The 17993-nt window shown below is 70.0% G+C and carries 16 protein-coding genes; 13 read left to right on the forward strand and 3 right to left on the reverse strand.

Annotated elements, in window-relative coordinates:
• Nucleotides 1-17 precede the first annotated feature (17 nt).
• Nucleotides 18-644, reverse strand: a complete 627-nt coding sequence (locus ACIQLK_RS12460) for a TetR family transcriptional regulator (RefSeq protein WP_400365111.1) — start codon at nucleotides 642-644, stop codon at nucleotides 18-20.
• 52 nt (nucleotides 645-696) lie between these two features.
• Here ACIQLK_RS12460 and ACIQLK_RS12465 point away from each other — a divergent pair, with 52 nt between their 5' ends.
• From ACIQLK_RS12465 to hpf, 11 genes are all read left to right on the forward strand, one after another.
• On the forward strand, nucleotides 697-1314 hold the full coding sequence (locus ACIQLK_RS12465) for a biotin transporter BioY (RefSeq protein ID WP_400365112.1): 618 nt from the start codon (nucleotides 697-699) through the stop codon (nucleotides 1312-1314).
• Nucleotides 1311-2000, forward strand: a complete 690-nt coding sequence (locus tag ACIQLK_RS12470) for an energy-coupling factor ABC transporter ATP-binding protein (RefSeq protein WP_400365113.1) — start codon at nucleotides 1311-1313, stop codon at nucleotides 1998-2000. The genes ACIQLK_RS12465 and ACIQLK_RS12470 overlap by 4 nt, the downstream gene beginning before the upstream one ends.
• Nucleotides 1994-2587 (forward strand): energy-coupling factor transporter transmembrane component T family protein, encoded by a 594-nt coding sequence (locus tag ACIQLK_RS12475; RefSeq protein WP_400365114.1) that lies wholly within the window; start codon nucleotides 1994-1996, stop codon nucleotides 2585-2587. The genes ACIQLK_RS12470 and ACIQLK_RS12475 overlap by 7 nt, the downstream gene beginning before the upstream one ends.
• A 51-nt stretch (nucleotides 2588-2638) precedes the next feature.
• Nucleotides 2639-2845 (forward strand): DUF3499 family protein, encoded by a 207-nt coding sequence (locus ACIQLK_RS12480; protein WP_065569900.1) that lies wholly within the window; start codon nucleotides 2639-2641, stop codon nucleotides 2843-2845.
• A gap of 99 nt (nucleotides 2846-2944) precedes the next feature.
• Nucleotides 2945-3379 carry a Fur family transcriptional regulator gene (locus tag ACIQLK_RS12485; RefSeq protein ID WP_400365115.1) on the forward strand — a complete coding sequence of 145 codons (435 nt, stop codon included), beginning with the start codon at nucleotides 2945-2947 and terminating at the stop codon, nucleotides 3377-3379.
• Between the two features lie 42 nt (nucleotides 3380-3421).
• Nucleotides 3422-5761 carry a catalase/peroxidase HPI gene (gene katG / locus ACIQLK_RS12490; RefSeq protein ID WP_400365116.1) on the forward strand — a complete coding sequence of 780 codons (2340 nt, stop codon included), beginning with the start codon at nucleotides 3422-3424 and terminating at the stop codon, nucleotides 5759-5761.
• 148 nt (nucleotides 5762-5909) lie between these two features.
• On the forward strand, nucleotides 5910-6590 hold the full coding sequence (gene mtrA / locus ACIQLK_RS12495; RefSeq protein WP_400365117.1) for an MtrAB system response regulator MtrA: 681 nt from the start codon (nucleotides 5910-5912) through the stop codon (nucleotides 6588-6590).
• 19 nt (nucleotides 6591-6609) lie between these two features.
• Nucleotides 6610-8289, forward strand: coding sequence for an MtrAB system histidine kinase MtrB (gene mtrB, locus ACIQLK_RS12500; RefSeq protein WP_400365118.1), 1680 nt, complete (start codon nucleotides 6610-6612; stop codon nucleotides 8287-8289).
• Complete coding sequence (locus ACIQLK_RS12505; protein WP_400365119.1) at nucleotides 8286-9962, forward strand: LpqB family beta-propeller domain-containing protein; 1677 nt, start codon at nucleotides 8286-8288, stop codon at nucleotides 9960-9962. Before mtrB ends, ACIQLK_RS12505 begins: the two co-directional genes overlap by 4 nt.
• A gap of 90 nt (nucleotides 9963-10052) precedes the next feature.
• Nucleotides 10053-10727: a ComF family protein gene (locus tag ACIQLK_RS12510; protein ID WP_400365120.1), complete on the forward strand. Its 675-nt coding sequence runs from the start codon at nucleotides 10053-10055 to the stop codon at nucleotides 10725-10727.
• Between the two features lie 116 nt (nucleotides 10728-10843).
• The gene (gene hpf / locus ACIQLK_RS12515; protein ID WP_400365121.1) at nucleotides 10844-11503 is read left to right on the forward strand and encodes a ribosome hibernation-promoting factor, HPF/YfiA family; all 660 of its coding nucleotides are present in this window, start codon (nucleotides 10844-10846) and stop codon (nucleotides 11501-11503) included.
• A 70-nt stretch (nucleotides 11504-11573) separates the two neighbouring features.
• On the opposite strand, the gene ACIQLK_RS12520 is transcribed toward hpf, so the two are convergent.
• Nucleotides 11574-12404 (reverse strand): serine hydrolase domain-containing protein, encoded by an 831-nt coding sequence (locus tag ACIQLK_RS12520; RefSeq protein WP_400365122.1) that lies wholly within the window; start codon nucleotides 12402-12404, stop codon nucleotides 11574-11576.
• Nucleotides 12404-13729, reverse strand: coding sequence for a hypothetical protein (locus tag ACIQLK_RS12525; RefSeq protein WP_400365579.1), 1326 nt, complete (start codon nucleotides 13727-13729; stop codon nucleotides 12404-12406). Before ACIQLK_RS12525 ends, ACIQLK_RS12520 begins: the two co-directional genes overlap by 1 nt.
• A gap of 179 nt (nucleotides 13730-13908) precedes the next feature.
• On the opposite strand from ACIQLK_RS12525, the gene secA reads away from it, so the two are divergent.
• Both secA and ACIQLK_RS12535 read left to right on the forward strand, forming a co-directional pair.
• Complete coding sequence (secA, locus tag ACIQLK_RS12530; RefSeq protein ID WP_400365123.1) at nucleotides 13909-16692, forward strand: preprotein translocase subunit SecA; 2784 nt, start codon at nucleotides 13909-13911, stop codon at nucleotides 16690-16692.
• Nucleotides 16693-16764: 72 nt separating this feature from the next.
• Complete coding sequence (locus tag ACIQLK_RS12535; RefSeq protein WP_400365124.1) at nucleotides 16765-17988, forward strand: pyridoxal phosphate-dependent aminotransferase; 1224 nt, start codon at nucleotides 16765-16767, stop codon at nucleotides 17986-17988.
• Nucleotides 17989-17993: the final 5 nt, after the last annotated feature.

Here is a 17993-nt window from a genome sequence, read left to right on the forward strand (position 1 = left end):
CTGCGCATGACGCCATCCTAGGCGTCGGCTGGTCGTCCGATGCCGCTCCGCCGGGCCGCGATGCCGTCCACGATGAGAGCGAGTGCGGCGGAGAACGCATCCTCGGTCGGGTGCGCGAACGAGGATGCCGTGACGGCGACCCCGGGTGCGGCGGTGCCCCAGGCATCCGCTGACCGGCGTTGCTGCTCGTGGAAGGTGACCCCGACGACGTAATGGGTGACCGCGTCGGCCACCACGCGGGCGGTCGTCGAATCGGCCTGTGCGGAGAGAGCCTGGTGCACCGGAGATGCCACGAGGCCGAGCGCGAGCGAGCTGGAGACGACCTCGGCGCCGTCCCGGTGGGCGAGCAGCCCGTCGTGGAGGCGATGTCCCAACGTCACGGCCGCGGCGGCGAGGTCCTCCGGGTCTGACGGGCGGAGGGCGACGGGAGCGAGGATGCGTGCGCTGACGGCGGCCAACAGCTCCTGTTTGCTCGCCACGTGCCAATACAGGGCGCTGGGCTGGACGCCGAGCTCCTCGGCGAGGCGCCGCATCGAAAGGTCGGGAAGACCGACGCGGTCGAGCAGTTCGACCGCGGCGTCGACGACGTCGTCCTTCGTCCGGCGCGGCGCACGAGGGGGCCGGTTTGAGTCCGGAGGCGTCATGCGGTTACCCTACCTGAACGCCGTTCACATGAACGGCGTTCAGGAGGATGAGATGACCCGCCCGCACCCGACTCTGCGTCTGGACACCACCGATCTCGCACGCGCAGCGATCTTCGCCGGCGTCATCGCCGTCCTCGGGCTCCCCGGGTCCTTCACCGTCTTCGGCGGGGTGCCCATCACGGCACAGACGCTCGGAGTCATGCTCGCGGGCGCGATCCTCGGGCCGCTCGTCGGCGCGGTGTCCGTCGCGACCCTGCTGGCGCTCGTGGCCCTCGGGTTGCCTCTGCTCGCCGGTGGGCGCGGGGGAGCGGCGGTCTTCGTCGGGCCGACGGCGGGCTACCTCCTCGGCTGGCTCGTCGGCGTCGTGATCATCGGGCTGATCGTGCATGCCGGGGGACGGCGGCCGGTGTGGTGGCGCACCTTCCTCGGTGTGCTCGTCGGCGGCGTCCTCGCTGTGTACGCCTGCGGCATCCCGCTCCAGAGCCTCGTCATGCGCATCGGTCCAGGGGAGGCCGCGCTCGCCAACCTCGCGTTCGTGCCCGGCGACCTCGTCAAGGCCGTCGTCGCGACCGTCGTCGTGGGTGCGCTGGTCCGCGGCTACCCACGCGCGTTCCGGCGCACCTGGTCTCCGCGCCCGAGCGTCGCACGCGAGGCGGCGCCGGTCCGGTGACCAGCGCCGTCCGACTCGCCGGCGTCTCGGTCCGACTGGCCGACACCGACGTCCTCCACGACGTCGACCTCGTGCTCGACGCCCGCACGGTCGCCGTGGTCGGTGACAACGGCTCGGGCAAGTCGACGCTCGCCCGGCTCATCGGTGGACTCGTGCGCCCGTCGGCGGGACGCGTGGAGGTCCTGGGCCTCGACACGGTGAGGGATGCCGCGGCCCTCCGCCGCCGCACCGCGATCGTCTTCAGCAATCCCGACGCGCAGATCGTCATGCCCACCGTCGCGGAGGACGTCGCCTTCTCGCTCCGCGCCGACCGGCTGTCCCGGCCGGAGCGGCATATGCGCGTCGCTGTTGCGCTCGAGAGGTTCGGCCTCGCGGGCCTCGCCGATCGCCCTGCGTATGAGCTCTCCGGCGGGCAGAAGCAGCTCCTCGCGCTCTGCGGGGCCTTCGTCCGGCGACCGGACCTGGTGATCGCCGACGAGCCGACCGCCTTCCTCGACGGGCGGAACGCGCACGTCGTCTCCGGGCATCTCCTCGCCGACGCCGGCCACCGCCTCGTCGTCGTGACGCACGACCTCGATCTCGCCGCGCGGTGCGATGTCGCCGTCCGGATGCGCGAGGGTCGGATCGCGCAGGTGGGTGCGGCGGCCGACGTCGTCGCGGCGCATTCCGCGAGCTGGCGATGCTGACCCTCTACCGCCCGGGAACGGGACCGTGGCACCGGATGCCGGCAGGGCCGAAGACGCTCGTCCTCCTCCTCCTGGTGCTCGGCGTCTCGCTCCTGCCCTCGACGTGGCCGGCCGCGGTCGTCGCCGCCGGCGCGTGCATCGTCTGCTACCTCGTTCCGGGGGTCGGTCCGGCGCAGCTGGCCCGACAGGTGTGGACGCTGCGCTGGCTCATCGCGGTGGCCTTCGGCATTCCGTGCATCTTCCTGGGCGTCGAAGCGGCGACCGTCGGAACCGTTCGCATCGTCGCGGCCGTCTCGCTCGCCGGGCTGCTCGCCCTGACGACCCCGGTGGCGGCTCTCCTCGACACCGCGGAGCGAGCGCTGGTTCCGCTGCGGGTCTTCGGCGTGGATGCCGGCCGTGTCGCTCTCCTGCTCGTGGTCGCGCTCGGAACGGTGCCGACCCTCGCACGCCTGGCGCGCGAGGTCCGTGACGCCCAGCGCGCGCGGGGCGCCCGCGGCATCCGGGTCTTCGTGGTTCCCTTCCTCGTACTCGCGCTCCGTCACGCGGACGATCTCGGGGACGCACTCACTGCCCGCGGGGTGCGCTGAGTCCGGCGCGGCTCCCCGCCGGTGCCGCGTCGCGCCGATAGCGTGGAGGCGATGCTCGACAGACTCTGCTCCAAGGTGGGCTGCGCCCGTGAGGCCGTCACGACCCTGACCTACGACTACGGCGACCAGATGGCCGTCCTCGGTCCGCTCGGCGCGGGGAACGACCCGCACGCCCACGATCTCTGCGCCATCCACACCGGCCGGATGTCGGTTCCCAAGGGGTGGGTCGTCGTCCGTCACGAGACGCTCCGCGTCTGATCCTGCGCAGCGGACGGGTGCGTGCCCGCGGCTGTGGAGCCGACACGCCCGACGTTCCTCTCTTTTGATGGGATCAAAAGAACGCGTACGCTGGTCATCATGACCGATCTCGCCGCGGACCACGCTGTCGCCCTGCGCGATGCCGGGCTGCGGGTGACCGAGTCGCGGCTGGCGGTCTTCGCCGCGCTCGCCGCCCACCCGCACGCGAGCGCGGACGCCGTCTTCGCCGAGGTCGTCGGCGCCCTGCCGAAGGCGAGTCGTCAGTCGGTGTACAACGCGCTGAACGACTTCGCGGATGCCGCTATCGTCCGTCGCATCGAGCCGGCCGGACAGCCCATGCTGTTCGAGCTGCGCGTCGACGACAACCATCACCATCTCGTGTGCACCTCATGTGGCCGCGTGCAGGACGTCGACTGCGCCGTCGGCGCCGCGCCCTGCCTGCACCCCTCGGACGATCACGGCTTCCGGATCGCGTCCGCCGAAGTGACCTACTGGGGGCTCTGCGGCCCGTGCGCCGCCGAGGCCGCCGCCTGAACCCATCCGCCCACTCCCACCCACCCGAACGGAAGGATCACCATGAGCGACCGTGACCCCCAGGCCGAGCCCATCGGCGCCGAGGCCACCGACGTCGACCAGGCCGTCACCCCCATCGACACCCCGGTCGACGAGCGCGGCGACGGCGAGACGCGGCCCCGGGAGAACACCGCCGACGCCTGCCCCGTCATCCACGCGGCGCCCGGCGCCGACCGTGCCAACCACGGCGGCCAGCCGCATCCCACCGTCGGGACCGCCAACCAGGTGTGGTGGCCCAACCAGCTGAACCTCCGCATCCTGAAGAAGAACCCCGCGGTGGGCAACCCCGTCGGCGAGGACTTCGACTACAAGGCGGCGTTCGAGAGCCTCGACCTCGCCGCAGTGAAGGCGGACATCGCCAAGGTGCTGACCACCTCGCAGGACTGGTGGCCCGCCGACTTCGGCAACTACGGCCCCCTCATGATCCGCATGGCCTGGCACTCCGCCGGCACGTACCGCGCGACCGACGGCCGCGGCGGCGGCGGCACCGGGCAGCAGCGCTTCGCGCCGCTCAACAGCTGGCCCGACAACGTCAACCTCGACAAGGCGCGTCGCCTTCTCTGGCCCGTCAAGAAGACCTATGGCCAGTCGCTCTCGTGGGGCGACCTCATGATCCTCGCCGGCAACGTCGCGCTCGAGACCATGGGCTTCGAGACCTTCGGCTTCGGCGGCGGACGCCCCGACGTCTGGGAGCCGGACGACGACGTGTACTGGGGACCCGAGACCACGTGGCTCGCCGACGAGCGGTACAGCGGTGATCGCAACCTCGAGAAGCCGCTCGCAGCGGTCCAGATGGGGCTCATCTACGTCAACCCCGAGGGCCCGAACGGTGAGCCCGACCCGCTGAAGTCGGCCCGCGACATCCGCGAGACCTTCGGTCGCATGGGCATGGACGACGAGGAGACCGTCGCCCTCATCGCCGGTGGGCACACCTTCGGCAAGACGCACGGCGCCGCCCCCGACACCAACGTCGAGGACAACCCCGAGGCCGCCGGCCTCGAGCACCAGGGCCTCGGTTGGAAGAACAACCACGGCACCGGCAAGGGCGACGACACGATCACCTCGGGCCTCGAGGTCACGTGGACCTACCACCCCACCCGTTGGGACAACGAGTTCTTCCACATCCTCTACGCCTACGACTGGGAGCTCATGCGCAGTCCCGGCGGCGGACACCAGTGGCGTCCGAAGAACGGCGCCGGCGCCGACATGGTGCCGCTGGCCCACTCCGACGGCCGTCGCGAGCCCCGCATGCTCACGAGCGACCTCGCCCTCCGGATGGATCCGGCCTACGACGAGGTGTCGCGGCGCTTCAAGGACGACCCCGTCGCCTTCGGTGACGCGTTCGCCCGCGCCTGGTTCAAGCTCACCCACCGCGACATGGGCCCCGTGGCCCGCTACCTCGGTCCCGAGGTGCCGCAGGAGGAGCTCATCTGGCAGGACCCGGTGCCCGCGGTCGACCACGAGCTGATCGACGACGCGGATGCCGCTGTCCTCAAGGAGCGCATCCTCGGCACCGGCCTGACGACGGCCCAGCTGGTCGCGACGACCTGGGCGGCGGCATCCACCTTCCGCGGCAGCGACAAGCGCGGCGGCGTCAACGGCGCCCGCATCCGCCTCGCGCCGCAGAAGGACTGGGAGGTCAACAACCCCGAGCAGCTGCAGACGGTCCTCGCCGCCCTCGAAGGCGTGAAGGCGGACTTCGACGCCGAGCAGCAGGGCGGCAAGAGGGTCTCGCTCGCCGATCTCATCGTGCTCGCGGGCAACGCGGGCGTGGAGAAGGCGGCGAAGGATGCCGGCGTGGACGTCTCCGTGCCGTTCCGCCCTGGCCGCACCGACGCATCGCAGGAGCAGACGGACGAGCTGTCGTTCGGCTACCTCGAGCCGGCCGCCGACGGGTTCCGCAACTACTACGGCCCGAACGCGTTCCTGCCCGCCGAGCACCACCTCATCGACAAGGCGAACCTGCTGACCCTCAGCGCGCCCGAGATGACGGTGCTCGTGGGCGGCCTCCGGGCCGTCGGCGCGAACTGGGACGGCTCGACCCACGGCGTGTTCACCGACCGGCCGGGCGCGCTGACGAACGACGTGTTCGTGAACCTGCTCGACCTCGGTTCGACGTGGACGCCGCTGGATCCGGGCTCGCACGCCTTCCGCGGCGTCGCCGCCGACGGCTCGCAGATCGGCGTCGGCACCCGTGCCGACCTGGTGTTCAGCTCCAACTCGGAACTGCGCGCGATCGCCGAGGTCTACGCCTCCGACGACGCGGCGGAGAAGTTCGTCCACGACTTCGTCGCAGCGTGGACCAAGGTCACCGAGCTGGACCGGTTCGACCTCCACGCCTGATCGGCACCGCCATCGCGACCGCACGGCCCCTCCTGCGCAGGAGGGGCCGTGCGTCGTCCGGGCGGGAGCGACCGACTGTCGGTTACTGTGGACTCACCCGTGGGCGGAGCACCGGCTTCCGCCATCCCTGAAGGACGACATCGGTTCTATGACATCGCGCATCCTGGTGGTCGACGACGACACCGCCCTCGCAGAGATGATCGGCATCGTGCTGCGCACCGAAGGCTTCGACGTCGCCTTCTGCGCGGATGGCGCGGAAGCCGTCGACGCGTGGCGTGACGAGCGTCCCGACCTGATCCTGCTCGACCTGATGCTCCCCGGCATGGACGGCATCGAGGTGTGCACCCGGGTGCGTGCCGAATCCGGCATCCCCATCATCATGCTCACCGCCCGCACGGACACCGCGGACGTCGTCCGGGGCCTGGAGTCCGGCGCCGACGACTACATCGTCAAGCCCTTCAATCCGAAGGAGCTCGTGGCCCGCATCCGCACCCGGTTGCGGCCCACCGCCGAGGCGCAGACCGAGAACCTGCGGATCGGGGATCTGACGGTGGACGTCGCCGCGCACGAGGTCCGCCGTGCGGACGGGGTCATCGCCCTCACCCCGTTGGAGTTCGAGCTCCTCGTCGCACTGGCCTCCAAGCCCCAGCAGGTCTTCACCCGCGAGATGCTGCTCGAACAAGTCTGGGGATACCACTACAAGGCCGACACGAGGCTCGTGAACGTCCACGTGCAGCGGCTGCGCGCGAAGGTGGAGCGCGACCCCGACAATCCGCAGATCGTGACGACCGTGCGCGGCGTGGGGTACCGCGCCGGCGCCGCCGTGTGACCGGTCGGGGTAGCGTTCCGTGTCGGTGACGGCTCGCACCGGTACGCACACGGTCGTCCCGGGCTGGCGCGACTGGCGGTCGTGGCAGCGACGCATCCGATTCCTGTGGCGACGGTCGCTCCGGTTCCGCACGCTGGCGGTGACCCTGACCCTCACCGCGTTGACGATCCTCGTGGCGCTCGTGTGGATGTCGCTCGCGATCCTCACCGATCTGTACGAATCCCGTGCGGAGCAGGTGCAGGATGCCGCGCAGCGCGCCACGCAGGCTGCCCAGAGCACGTTCGACGCAGCCGTCGTCGACAGCGATCAAGTGGCGCTGCAGGTCCTCATGGATGAGGTGCGACGCGAGATCCTGTCCCGACAGGCGGGGACCACCATGCTCGCGGTGTTCCGCATCGACGACGAGCCTTCGGCGATCGCGCCGCAGAACTTCGAGGCCGGGGGGCTCGAGGAGTCGATGATCTCTCCAGAGCTCCGCGAAAGCGTGCGGCTGTCGGCCGATCGGCAGTGGTGGCAGTCCATCGGCCTTCCCGAGCCCGACGGCGGCGAGACACCCGGCATCATCGTGGGGCAGCAGCTGATCGTGCCCGAGGCCGGCGCCTACGAGGTCTACTTCGCGTACGACCTGGGCTCCGAGGCGCAGACGCTCCAGTTCGTCCAGGTGACCCTGTGGGTGGTCGGCGCCGCCCTCCTCGTGCTCATCGGCGGAATCTCGCTGTTCGTCCTGAGGTCCGTGACCGTGCCCATCGCGCAGGCCGCCGAGACGAGCGCCAAACTCGCCGGCGGCGACCTGGCCGTGCGCCTGCCGGTTCGCGGCGAGGACGAATTCGCGACTCTGGGGCGCTCCTTCAACGCGATGGCCGACAGCATCGAAGGACAGATCAAGGAGCTCGCCGAGCTGTCGCTCGTGCAGCAGCGATTCGTCTCCGATGTCTCGCACGAGCTCCGCACACCGCTCACGACGATCCGCCTCGCCGCCGACATGATCAACGACCAGCGCGACGAGTTCGATGCCTCGACCGCCCGCGCCGCCGAGCTGCTGCACGCCCAGGTGCAGCGGTTCGAGGTGCTCCTCGGCGACCTGCTGGAGATCAGCCGGTACGACGCGGGTTCGGTCCAACTCGAGCTCGAGGCGACCAGCCTCGCCCATCTGGCCGAGGACACGATCGAGTCGATGGCTCAGCTCGCGGAGCAGCACGGCAGCGACGTGCGGTTGGTCGCCCCCGGCGGCTATTCACCCGTGGAGATGGACCCCCGCCGCATCCGACGCATCGTCCGCAACCTGCTCGGCAACGCGATCGAGCACGGCGAGGGCCGTCCGATCGTCGTCACCGTCGACAGCGATCAACGCGCCGTCGCGCTCGGTGTGCGCGACTTCGGGCTGGGGATGAGCGAGGCGGACACCGAAAGGGTCTTCGACCGGTTCTGGCGCGCCGACCCGTCCCGGCGCCGCACGATCGGGGGAACGGGCCTCGGCCTCTCGATCGCGCTGGGAGACGCGCGCCTGCACGGCGGCGCGCTCGAGGTGTGGTCGGAGCTGGGCGGGGGGAGTCATTTCGTCCTGACGCTGCCGCGGCGGGTGGGAGAGCACCTCACCGGTGGATCGCCCATCGAACTCGACCCACGGGACGACGCCGCCCTCGGCGAGCTCGGTCTCACCCAGCCCATCACCCTGCCCCCGCGGGAGGAGAGATCATGACCCGTCGCCGTACCGTCAGCGCCGTGGTCGCGCTGCTCCTCGCCGTCGTCCTCACGGCGTGCGCGGGTCTGCCCACCGGCGGTCCCGTCCACGTCGGCAAGGCGATCGACGAGGTCGAGGGTCCGCCGGACTTCTCCTATGTGCCCAACAGTCCCGTGAAGGATGCCACCCCCCAGCAGATCGTCGAGGGGTTCATCGCCGCCGGTTCGGGCCCACGCGGGAACTGGAAGGTCGCGCAGGAGTTCCTGACGACGACGTTCCGGCAGAAATGGCAGCCGCAGGCGGGGGTCACCGTCTACGCTCCCGGCGAGAGCTCCCTCACGTCCCCGGCTGAGGACGAGCTCGTGTTCAGCGTCGAACCGGTCGCGACGGTGGATGCGACCGGCTCCTACCGTCCGGCCGATCCCGGCCGCATCCCGTTCACCTTCTCCCTCCTGAAGGAACGGGGTCAGTGGCGCATCTCGCAGGCGCCCGACGGGATCATCCTCGATGCGAACCGCTTCGGCTCGGTGTTCCAGAGCTACGACCTCTCGTACTTCGATCGCGGGTGGCGGACGCTCATCCCCGACGTGCGCTGGTTCCCATCCACCAACCCCGCCACGCGGATCACGGCGGCGCTCGTCTCGGGCTCGCCGAGCCCCTGGTTGGCGGAATCCGTGCGATCGGCGTTCACGGGGGAGGTGACGCTGACGCAGCCCTCCGTACCGGTGGAGTCGGGCATCGCGCAGATCTCCTTCGATCCGTCGATCCGTGACCTGAACCGCGAGACGCTTGCACGAATGAAGACCCAGCTCGAGGCGAGCCTGGCCGGAGCGGGCATCCTGGACGTCCAGATGCTGGTGGGCGACGAGCCCCTCGACGTCACCGCGCGCACGACGAGGTCGACGGCGGTCGATGCGCGTCCGCTCGTCCTCCGGGACGGTGCGTTCGGCTTCCTCTCCGGCAACGACATCGAGACGGTTCCCGGCTTGGCCGAGGCGCTCGACGAGGCGGACCCCGAGGCGGTGGAGACGGATGCCCCGCGCACGACGGCGGCGGTGCGCACCGGCGCCGGCACGATCCTCCGTGTGAACTCCGACGGCAGCCGGAGAGAACTCGACACGCGAGCCGGGATGACGGCACCGACGATCGACACGTTCGGGTACATCTGGACGGTGCCCGAGGAGCGGCCCGGCGAGGTCGTCGCCTACGCTCCCGACGGCAGCGCCCGGAAGATCCCGGCCGGATGGGCCGGCGCCACGGAGGTCTCGGCGATGCGGGTGTCCCGCGACGGTGCTCGCCTGGCCGCCCTCGTCCGAACGGGAAGCGGATGGGCGGTCTGGGTCGCGGGGATCGTCCGCGACGAGAGCGGCTCCGTCCCCGTATCCCTCGGGGAGCCGCTCCCGGTGGCCGCCCTCGGGGGCCGGGGGGTCGATCTGTCGTGGATCGACGGGGCGACCATCGCGGTCGTGTACGTCGACGGGCAGCAGCGGGTCGTCCGCGAGCAGACGGTCGGGGGGCTGGGGACCGAGGTCCGCGGGCCCGACGGCGTCGTCGCCATCGCGGGGGGCAACCAGAGCGGCAGCGTCTTCCTGCTCACGGACGACGGCAGCCTGTACGCCCAGCGCGGATCGTGGCAGATCCTCGCGGCGGACGTGAGCGTGCTCGCCGACCAGCAGGGCCTTCCCGGCTGATCCTCCTCCCCAGGCCGTCGCAACGCGTTCGTGAGCACGGCGACAGCGGCAGGGCGGCCCGCGACGCGGGTGATGTCCCAGGGTGGAGGCATGTTCCGCCCCGCCGGTCCCGCCGCCCTGTCGTCGCTGCGGAGCGCGGTCGCGGATGCGCTCGCCGTCGCCTTCCCCGTCAGATGCGCGGGCTGCGACCGCCCCGATGTCGACCTGTGCGCTCCCTGCGCTGCGGAGCTCGCATCCGATGCCCTCGAGCGACGGCTCCCAGGCGGGTTGCGGGTGCGCAGCGCTGTGGTCTTCGACGGAGTCGCAGCCCGCGTCATCCGTGCATTCAAGGAGGACGGGCGCACCGCGCTCGCCTCAGCCCTCGGCGATGTCCTCCGGGAGGTGTGGCCGCCGGAGTGGGACGCCGTGCCGGTGCCGATCCCCGCGAGTGCGTCGTCGATGCGTCGACGCGGGTACGCTCCGGTCGTCCTGGTCTGCCGGCGTGCGGGCTGGCGCCCGTACGAACTGCTGCGCGTCGCGCGTCCGACTGCAGACCAGCGTGCGCTCGGCCGGGAGGAGCGCGCAGTCAACCTCTCGGGCGTGATGGGGGTGAGGGGCCGCGCAGTGGCCCGGCTCGCCGGACGAGACGTCGTCCTCGTCGACGATGTGGTGACGACGGGAGCCACCCTCGCCGAGGCGGCGCGCGCGCTCGCCGCGGCGGGGATCCACGTGATCGGCGCCGTCACGATCGCCTCGACCCCCCTGCGCGGGGCTTCTTCCCGCTGAGTGCGGATTCATCGTGATCAGTCCGTGACACGACGCGGGGACGGCACTACGGTGGGGGGACACAAGGCGAACCGAGGTCCGCCCTTGACCGGGTGGACCGGAACAAGGAGGTCACGATGGAGATCAGTATCGTCGGCGTGGGAGTGAGCGTCAGCGACCGTTTCCGCTCCGTTGTCGAGGAGAAGTCCGCCCGGATCGAGCACCTTTCGCCCCGAGCCCAACGGCTCGACGTCAAGGTCACGCATCGCGCCTATCACAACGGGGGCCGCGAGGACGAGACCGTCGAGGTCACCCTCACGGGCAAGGGTCCCGTCGTCCGCGCCGAGGCGGTGGACGGCGATAAGTTCGCCGCTCTCGATCTCGCCATGACCAAGCTCGGAGAGCAGATCCGTCGTGCGAAGGAGAAGCGCGTCGATCTGCGCAACCATCCGCGCGGCGCCAAGCTCGAGAAGGGCACCGGCACGCTGCAGGGCATCGACGTCCAGCCGGCGTCGGTCGACGTGATCCGTGCCGTCGTGACGGGCGAGGTGCCGATCATCACCGGCGCCGAGGACGAGGAGGACTACACCCCCGTCGTCATCCGCACCAAGCGCTTCGATCCCGAGTGGATGACCGTCGAGGATGCCGTCGACCGCATGGAGCTCGTCGGTCACGACTTCTTCCTCTTCATCGATGCCCGAACCGACCAGCCGAGCGTCGTGTACCGCCGCAAGGGCTGGGACTACGGCGTGATCTCCCTGACCACCACGGCCGCGCCGGCGGAGCTCGCCTCCTGACCCGACGACCGACAGAAGAGGGTGGATGCCGCGCGGCATCCACCCTCTTCATGTGGAGGAGCCGTCGGTGTCAGCCGGTCCGCAGGGCCTCGAGGACCGCATCGCTGAAGGCAGGCCAGGCGTCGGCGGCCCACGGGCCGAACGGCCGATCCGTCAGTGCGACCAGCGCGGCACCCGCGCGAGGGTCCACCCAGAGGAACGTGCCGGACTGGCCGAAGTGTCCGAAGGTCTCGGGGGAGTTGTGGGCACCCGTCCAGTGCGGGGTCTTCGTTCCACGGATCTCCAGGCCGAGGCCCCAGTCATTCTCCGGCTGCTGCCCGAAGCCGGGCAGCACGCCTCGTCGGCCGGGGAATGCGACGCCCGTGGCGCGCTCGAGCGTCGCAGGATCGAGGAGCCGCGGCCGTTGGAGTTCCGCGGCGAAACGCGCGAGGTCCGTGGTCGTGGACGAACCGCTCGCTGCGGCCGAGTCGCCGATCGAGGTGTGGGCCATCCCCAGGGGCGCGAAGACGGCTTCGTGCGCGTACGCATCGAAGGCGATGCCCGTCTCGGACTCCAGGAGATCGGCGAGGACCTCGAAGCCCGTGTTGGAGTACAGGCGGCGCTCGCCGGGGGACGCGCGGAGTGCCGACGAGGAGAAGTCGTAGCCGGCCGTGTGCGCCAGAAGATGCTCGACGGTCGCACCCGGCGGGCCCGCCGGCTGATCGAGTGCGAGCGCTCCCTCTTCGACGGCGACGAGTACCGCGTACGCGCTCAGGAGTTTCGTCACCGAAGCCAGTCGGTAGACCCGGTCCTGGTCCCCGGCGGATGCCCTGGTCCGGCCGTCGGCGCCGACCACCGCGACCGAGGCGTGGGGAACGTCCCAACGCTGGGACAACGAAACCGCGTCGTCGAGGGCAGTCATCAGTCGAACATGCCGTCGAGGAGCCCGCCGATGACGAGCCCGCCGAGGAGGCCTCCGGCGAGGCTTCCGCCGCCCATGCCGCTGCCCATGCCGCGGCCGCCGTATCCGCCGTTCCCCCAGTCGTTCGGTCGGGAGGAGTCGATGTCGCGCTGCGCGAGCTGGAGCGCCTCGCCGGCCAGGTGCGCTGCGCGCCGTGCGAGGCCCATCGCCTCGTCGCGGTCGTCCTCATCGATCGTCCCGGCGAAGCGCAGCAAGTCGTTCCGGACGCGCTCGGCTTCGGCGAGTCGGGTGCGTGCGTCCGCCCCGATCCATCCGCGGTGACCGGAGATGACACTGCGGGCGACGCCGATCTGCCGGTCGGCGTCGTCGATGGCGTGATGGACGTGCGCCTCGCTGGGCACCGGTCGAGCGGCGCGCTCCCGAGCCTTCGCGACGGCCGCATCCAGCGCGGCGTTCGCGGCGCGGAGGCGGGTGAGCTCGGTGAAGGGATCGGGCTTGCTTCCCGCCGGAGTCAGTTCGCCCAGCGCCGCCTGAAGGTCGGCTGCTGCCGCGGCGACGGCCGCGTTGGAGAGCATCGGCTGCGCCACGATCAGATCGTCGCGCGAGTCGTCGACGATCGCGGCGAGCGTGGACTCGGCGCGAAGCGCCTCGATCTCGAACGTGTCGACGGCCTCGACGAGTGTGCCCGCCCGGCGTGAGGCCTCGATCGCGGTCTCCAGCGCCAGATTCGCCTGCTCGCGCTGCCCGGCGTCGCGGCGACGCTCGGACACGTCCGAGCTGTGCTCCGCGAAATTCAGCAGCTGAGCCGCCTCGGCGGCGTTGCCGAGCACCGTGCGCATCGCGGCATCCGAGTACCGGGTCGACAGTCGCTCGAGACTCGTGTTCAACGCGGGGAGGCGCTCTCGCAGCCTGGCGACGTCGGTGCGGATACCCGCGATGATCTCGGGAGCACGGCGCGCCCGGGCGATGGACTCGGCAAGCGACTCGGTGCGGTCGTCGAGAAGGTCCTCGGCCCACTCGCACAGTTGCACGATGCGGGCGTTGCGCGTGCGCAGTTCCTCGGGGGTGTCGGGGATCTCGTCGTGGTTCAGCTGGTGCAACTGGAACGCCTCGCCCAGGTGCTGGCGCACGGCGGCCAGCGCATCGCGCAGGTCCTTCGTCGCGTCGCGCCCGAGTTCGATCTCCGCGTACGCGAGTTCGTCGTCGGTCACCCGGATGCGCTCGTCCGCGGCGACGAGTGCTGCGCCGGCCTTCCGACTGAGTTCGGCATCCTGTGCCTCGATCTCCGCGTCCTCGCGCTTGCGTCTACCCCAGAAACCCGCCATGCGCCCGATCTTACGGGCCGAGGGATGCCGGCGGTCGGTCGCCTGCCGCAGGATGCCGCCGTCTCCAGCAACCTCGTAGGTCACGGGCGGATAACATGGCGATGTATGTCTGCGCGTCCTGCGCACCGGCATCCCGACATCGCTCGTCGGAATGCTGAATCGACAGATGGAGAACCTCCGTGGCGAACCCCCTCGAGAAACTGCTTCGTGCCGGTGAAGGCCGCGTTCTGCGCAGGCTGCAGCAGGTCGTGAAAGCCGTGTCGGCGCTCGAAGAGGACTACGCGCACCTCACCGACGAGGAGCTGCGAGGCGAGACGGCGGAACTCCGCGCGCGTCACGAGGCCGGGGAGTCGCTCGACAAGCTCATGCCCGAGGCCTTCGCCGCCGTGCGCGAGGCCGCGAGCCGCACCCTCGGCCAGCGCCCCTACGACGTCCAGGTCATGGGCGGTGCCGCTTTGCACCTCGGCAACATCGCCGAGATGAAGACCGGTGAGGGCAAGACCCTCACGGCGGCACTGCCGGCGTACCTCAACGCGATCGCCGGCAAGGGCGTCCACGTCATCACCGTCAACGACTTCCTCGCGTCGTATCAGTCCGAGCTCATGGGCCGCGTGTTCCGCGCCCTCGGCATGACCACCGGCACCGTGGTCTCGGGGCAGAATCCCGAGGTCCGCCGCCAGCAGTACGAAGCCGACATCACCTACGGCACGAACAACGAGTTCGGATTCGACTACCTGCGCGACAACATGGCCTGGCGCAGCGAGGACCTCGTTCAGCGCGGCCACTTCTACTGCATCGTCGACGAGGTCGACTCGATCCTCATCGACGAGGCGCGTACCCCGCTGATCATCTCCGGGCCGTCCTCGGGCGAGGCGAACCGCTGGTTCACCGAGTTCGCGAAGATCGCCCGCACCCTCGAGCCCGGTGTCGACTTCGAGGTCGACGAGAAGAAGCGCACCATCGGCGTGCTCGAGCCCGGCATCGAGAAGGTCGAGGACTACCTCGGCATCGACAACCTCTACGAGTCGGCCAACACGCCGCTCATCTCGTTCCTCAACAACTCCATCAAGGCGCTCGCCCTGTTCAAGCGCGACACCGACTACGTCGTGATGAACGGCGAGGTCATGATCGTCGACGAGCACACCGGCCGCATCCTGGTCGGCCGCCGTTACAACGAGGGCATCCACCAGGCCATCGAGGCCAAGGAGGGTGTCGCGGTGAAGGCCGAGAATCAGACCCTCGCGACCGTCACCCTGCAGAACTACTTCCGCCTCTACGAGAAGCTCGCCGGCATGACCGGTACCGCCGAGACCGAGGCGGCGGAGTTCATGTCGACCTACAAGCTCGGCGTGGTCCCGATCCCCACGAACAAGCCGATGATCCGCAAGGACCAGTCCGACCTCGTCTACAAGAACGAGCAGGCGAAGTTCGCGCAGGTGGTCGAGGACATCGCGGAGCGCCACGCGTCCGGACAGCCGGTGCTGGTCGGAACGGTCAGCGTCGAGAAGAGCGAGTACCTCTCGCGTCTGCTGGCCAAGAAGGGCATCAAGCACGAGGTCCTCAACGCGAAGAATCACGCGCGCGAGGCCGAGATCGTCGCCCGCGCCGGTCGGTACGGCGCCGTCACGGTCGCCACCAACATGGCCGGTCGCGGCACCGACATCATGCTCGGCGGCAACGCCGAGTTCATCGCCGTCTCCGAGATGAAGGCCAAGGGCCTCGACCCGGTCGAGACGCCGGACGAGTACGAGGCCGCGTGGGAGGACGTCTACGCAGGCGTCAAGGCGACGGTTCAGGAAGAGGCGGACCGCGTGGTCGAGGCGGGCGGCCTGTACGTCCTCGGCACCGAACGTCACGAGTCGCGTCGTATCGACAACCAGCTGCGCGGTCGGTCGGGGCGTCAGGGCGACCCCGGCGAGAGCCGCTTCTACCTGTCGCTGACCGATGACCTCATGCGGCTGTTCCAGTCGGGCGCCGCCGAGGCGATCCTGGCCCGCACGAACTTCCCCGACGACGTCGCCATCGAGTCGTCGATGGTGTCGCGCGCGATCAAGAGCGCCCAGGCCCAGGTGGAGGCCCGGAACGCCGAGATCCGCAAGAACGTCCTCAAGTACGACGACGTCCTCAACCGGCAGCGCGAGGCGATCTACGCCGACCGCCGTCAGATGCTCGAAGGTGACGACCTGTCCTCGCGCGTCGAGCACTTCATCGAGGACGCCATCTCCGCGATCATCGACGAGCACACCGGCTCGGGGCACAACGAGAGCTGGGACTTCGACGCGATGTGGGCCGAGCTGAAGACGCTCTACCCCGTCGGCGTCACGATCGACGAGGTCGTCGCCGAGAGCGGAGCCAAGGGCAAGGTGACTCCGGAGCTCCTCAAGCGCGAGCTGCTCTCGGACGCCATGATCGCCTACCGGTCGCGCGAGGAGAAGCTGGGCGAGCCCGCGATGCGGGAGCTCGAGCGTCGCGTCGTGCTGCAGGTCCTCGACCGCCGCTGGCGTGACCACCTCTACGAGATGGACTACCTGAAGGACGGCATCGGCCTCCGAGCCATGGCTCAGCGCGACCCGCTCATCGAGTACCAGCGCGAGGGCTACCAGATGTTCCAGTCGATGATGGCGCAGATCAAGGAGGAGTCGGTCGGATTCCTCTTCAACCTCGAGGTCGAGGTGCGCCAGACAGAGGGTGGCGACATCGAGGCGAAGGGGCTGGACTCTCCCGACATCGACGCTCAGAAGCTGCAGTACACCGCGCCCAACGACGCCGGCGAGGTCGAGGTGCGAAACGAGCGCGGTCAGGTGCAGCAGGCGGCGACCACCAAGGCCCGTCAGCGCGAGGCCGAGCAGGAAGCGCCCGCGGAGACCCAGCGGGGCTCCTTCGGGCAGCAGGTGGATGCCGCTTCCGAGCCGGCGGACGCCGGCAACAGAGCGCAGCGCCGGGCGGCCGGCAAGAAGAAGTGACGGCGGGCCGACGGGCGCCGGGCGGTCCACGGACCCGCCATTGGCCCCGTCGGCCTTCGCTATTCTGAACCGATGACCCCGCGCACCCTCGACCAGTCATCCAAGCTCAAGGACGTCCTGTACGAGATCCGCGGTGCCGCCCTGGTCGAGGCCGACCGGCTGCAGGACGAGGGTCACACGATCCTCAAGCTGAACACGGGTAACCCGGCGATCTTCGGGTTCGAGGCTCCGTTCCAGATCGTGCGCGACATGATCGAGGCCGTACCGCAGGCGCACGGCTATTCGGATTCGCGGGGCATCATGTCGGCGCGTCGCGCCATCGTCTCGCGGTACGAGGAGGAGCCCGGCTTCCCGAAGTTCGACCCCGACGACGTCTACCTGGGCAACGGTGTGTCCGAGCTCATCACGATGACCATGCAGGCGCTGCTCGATGAGGGCGACGAGGTCCTCATCCCGTCGCCCGACTACCCGTTGTGGACGGCGATGACGAGCCTGGCCGGGGGCACGCCGGTGCATTACGTCGCCGACGGGGAGAACGGTTGGCAGCCCGACCTCGACGACATCCGCGCGAAGGTGACTCCCCGCACGAAGGCGATCGTCGTCATCAACCCGAACAACCCGACGGGTGCCGTGTACACCCGCGAGGTCCTCCAGGGGATCGTCGAGATCGCTCGGGAGAACGAGCTCCTGCTGCTCGCGGACGAGATCTACGATCGCATCCTGTTCGACGGTGCGACGCACATCCCGCTCGCCACCCTGGCCCCCGATCTGCTGTGCCTGACGTACAACGGGCTGTCGAAGACGTACCGCGTCGCGGGATACCGGTCCGGGTGGATGGTCATCACCGGACCGAAGAAGCACGCAGTGGGTTTCCTCGAGGGGATCCAGCTCCTCGCCTCCACTCGCCTGTGCCCCAACGTGCCTGCTCAGTTCGCTGTGCAGGCTGCGCTCTCCGGGATCCAGTCGATCGACGCGCTGATCGCACCCACGGGCCGCCTGCACGAGCAGCGCGACGCGGCGTGGGAGGGCCTGACGGCGATTCCCGGGGTCACCTGCGTCAAGCCGCAGGGGGCACTCTACGCCTTCCCTCGCCTGGATCCCGAGGTCCACGACATCCGTGACGACGCGAAGTTCGTGTACGACTTCCTCGTAGCCGAGCACGTTCTCCTCGTCCAGGGGACGGGTTTCAACTGGCCGACCCCGGATCACTTCCGGATCGTCACCCTGCCGGAGGCTCGCGTGCTCACCGAGGCGATCGAACGACTCGGGAACTTCCTCTCGTCCTACCGGCAGTGACGCGG

Source organism: Microbacterium sp. NPDC091382 (assembly GCF_044757025.1).
In the GTDB taxonomy this organism is placed as follows: domain Bacteria; phylum Actinomycetota; class Actinomycetes; order Actinomycetales; family Microbacteriaceae; genus Microbacterium.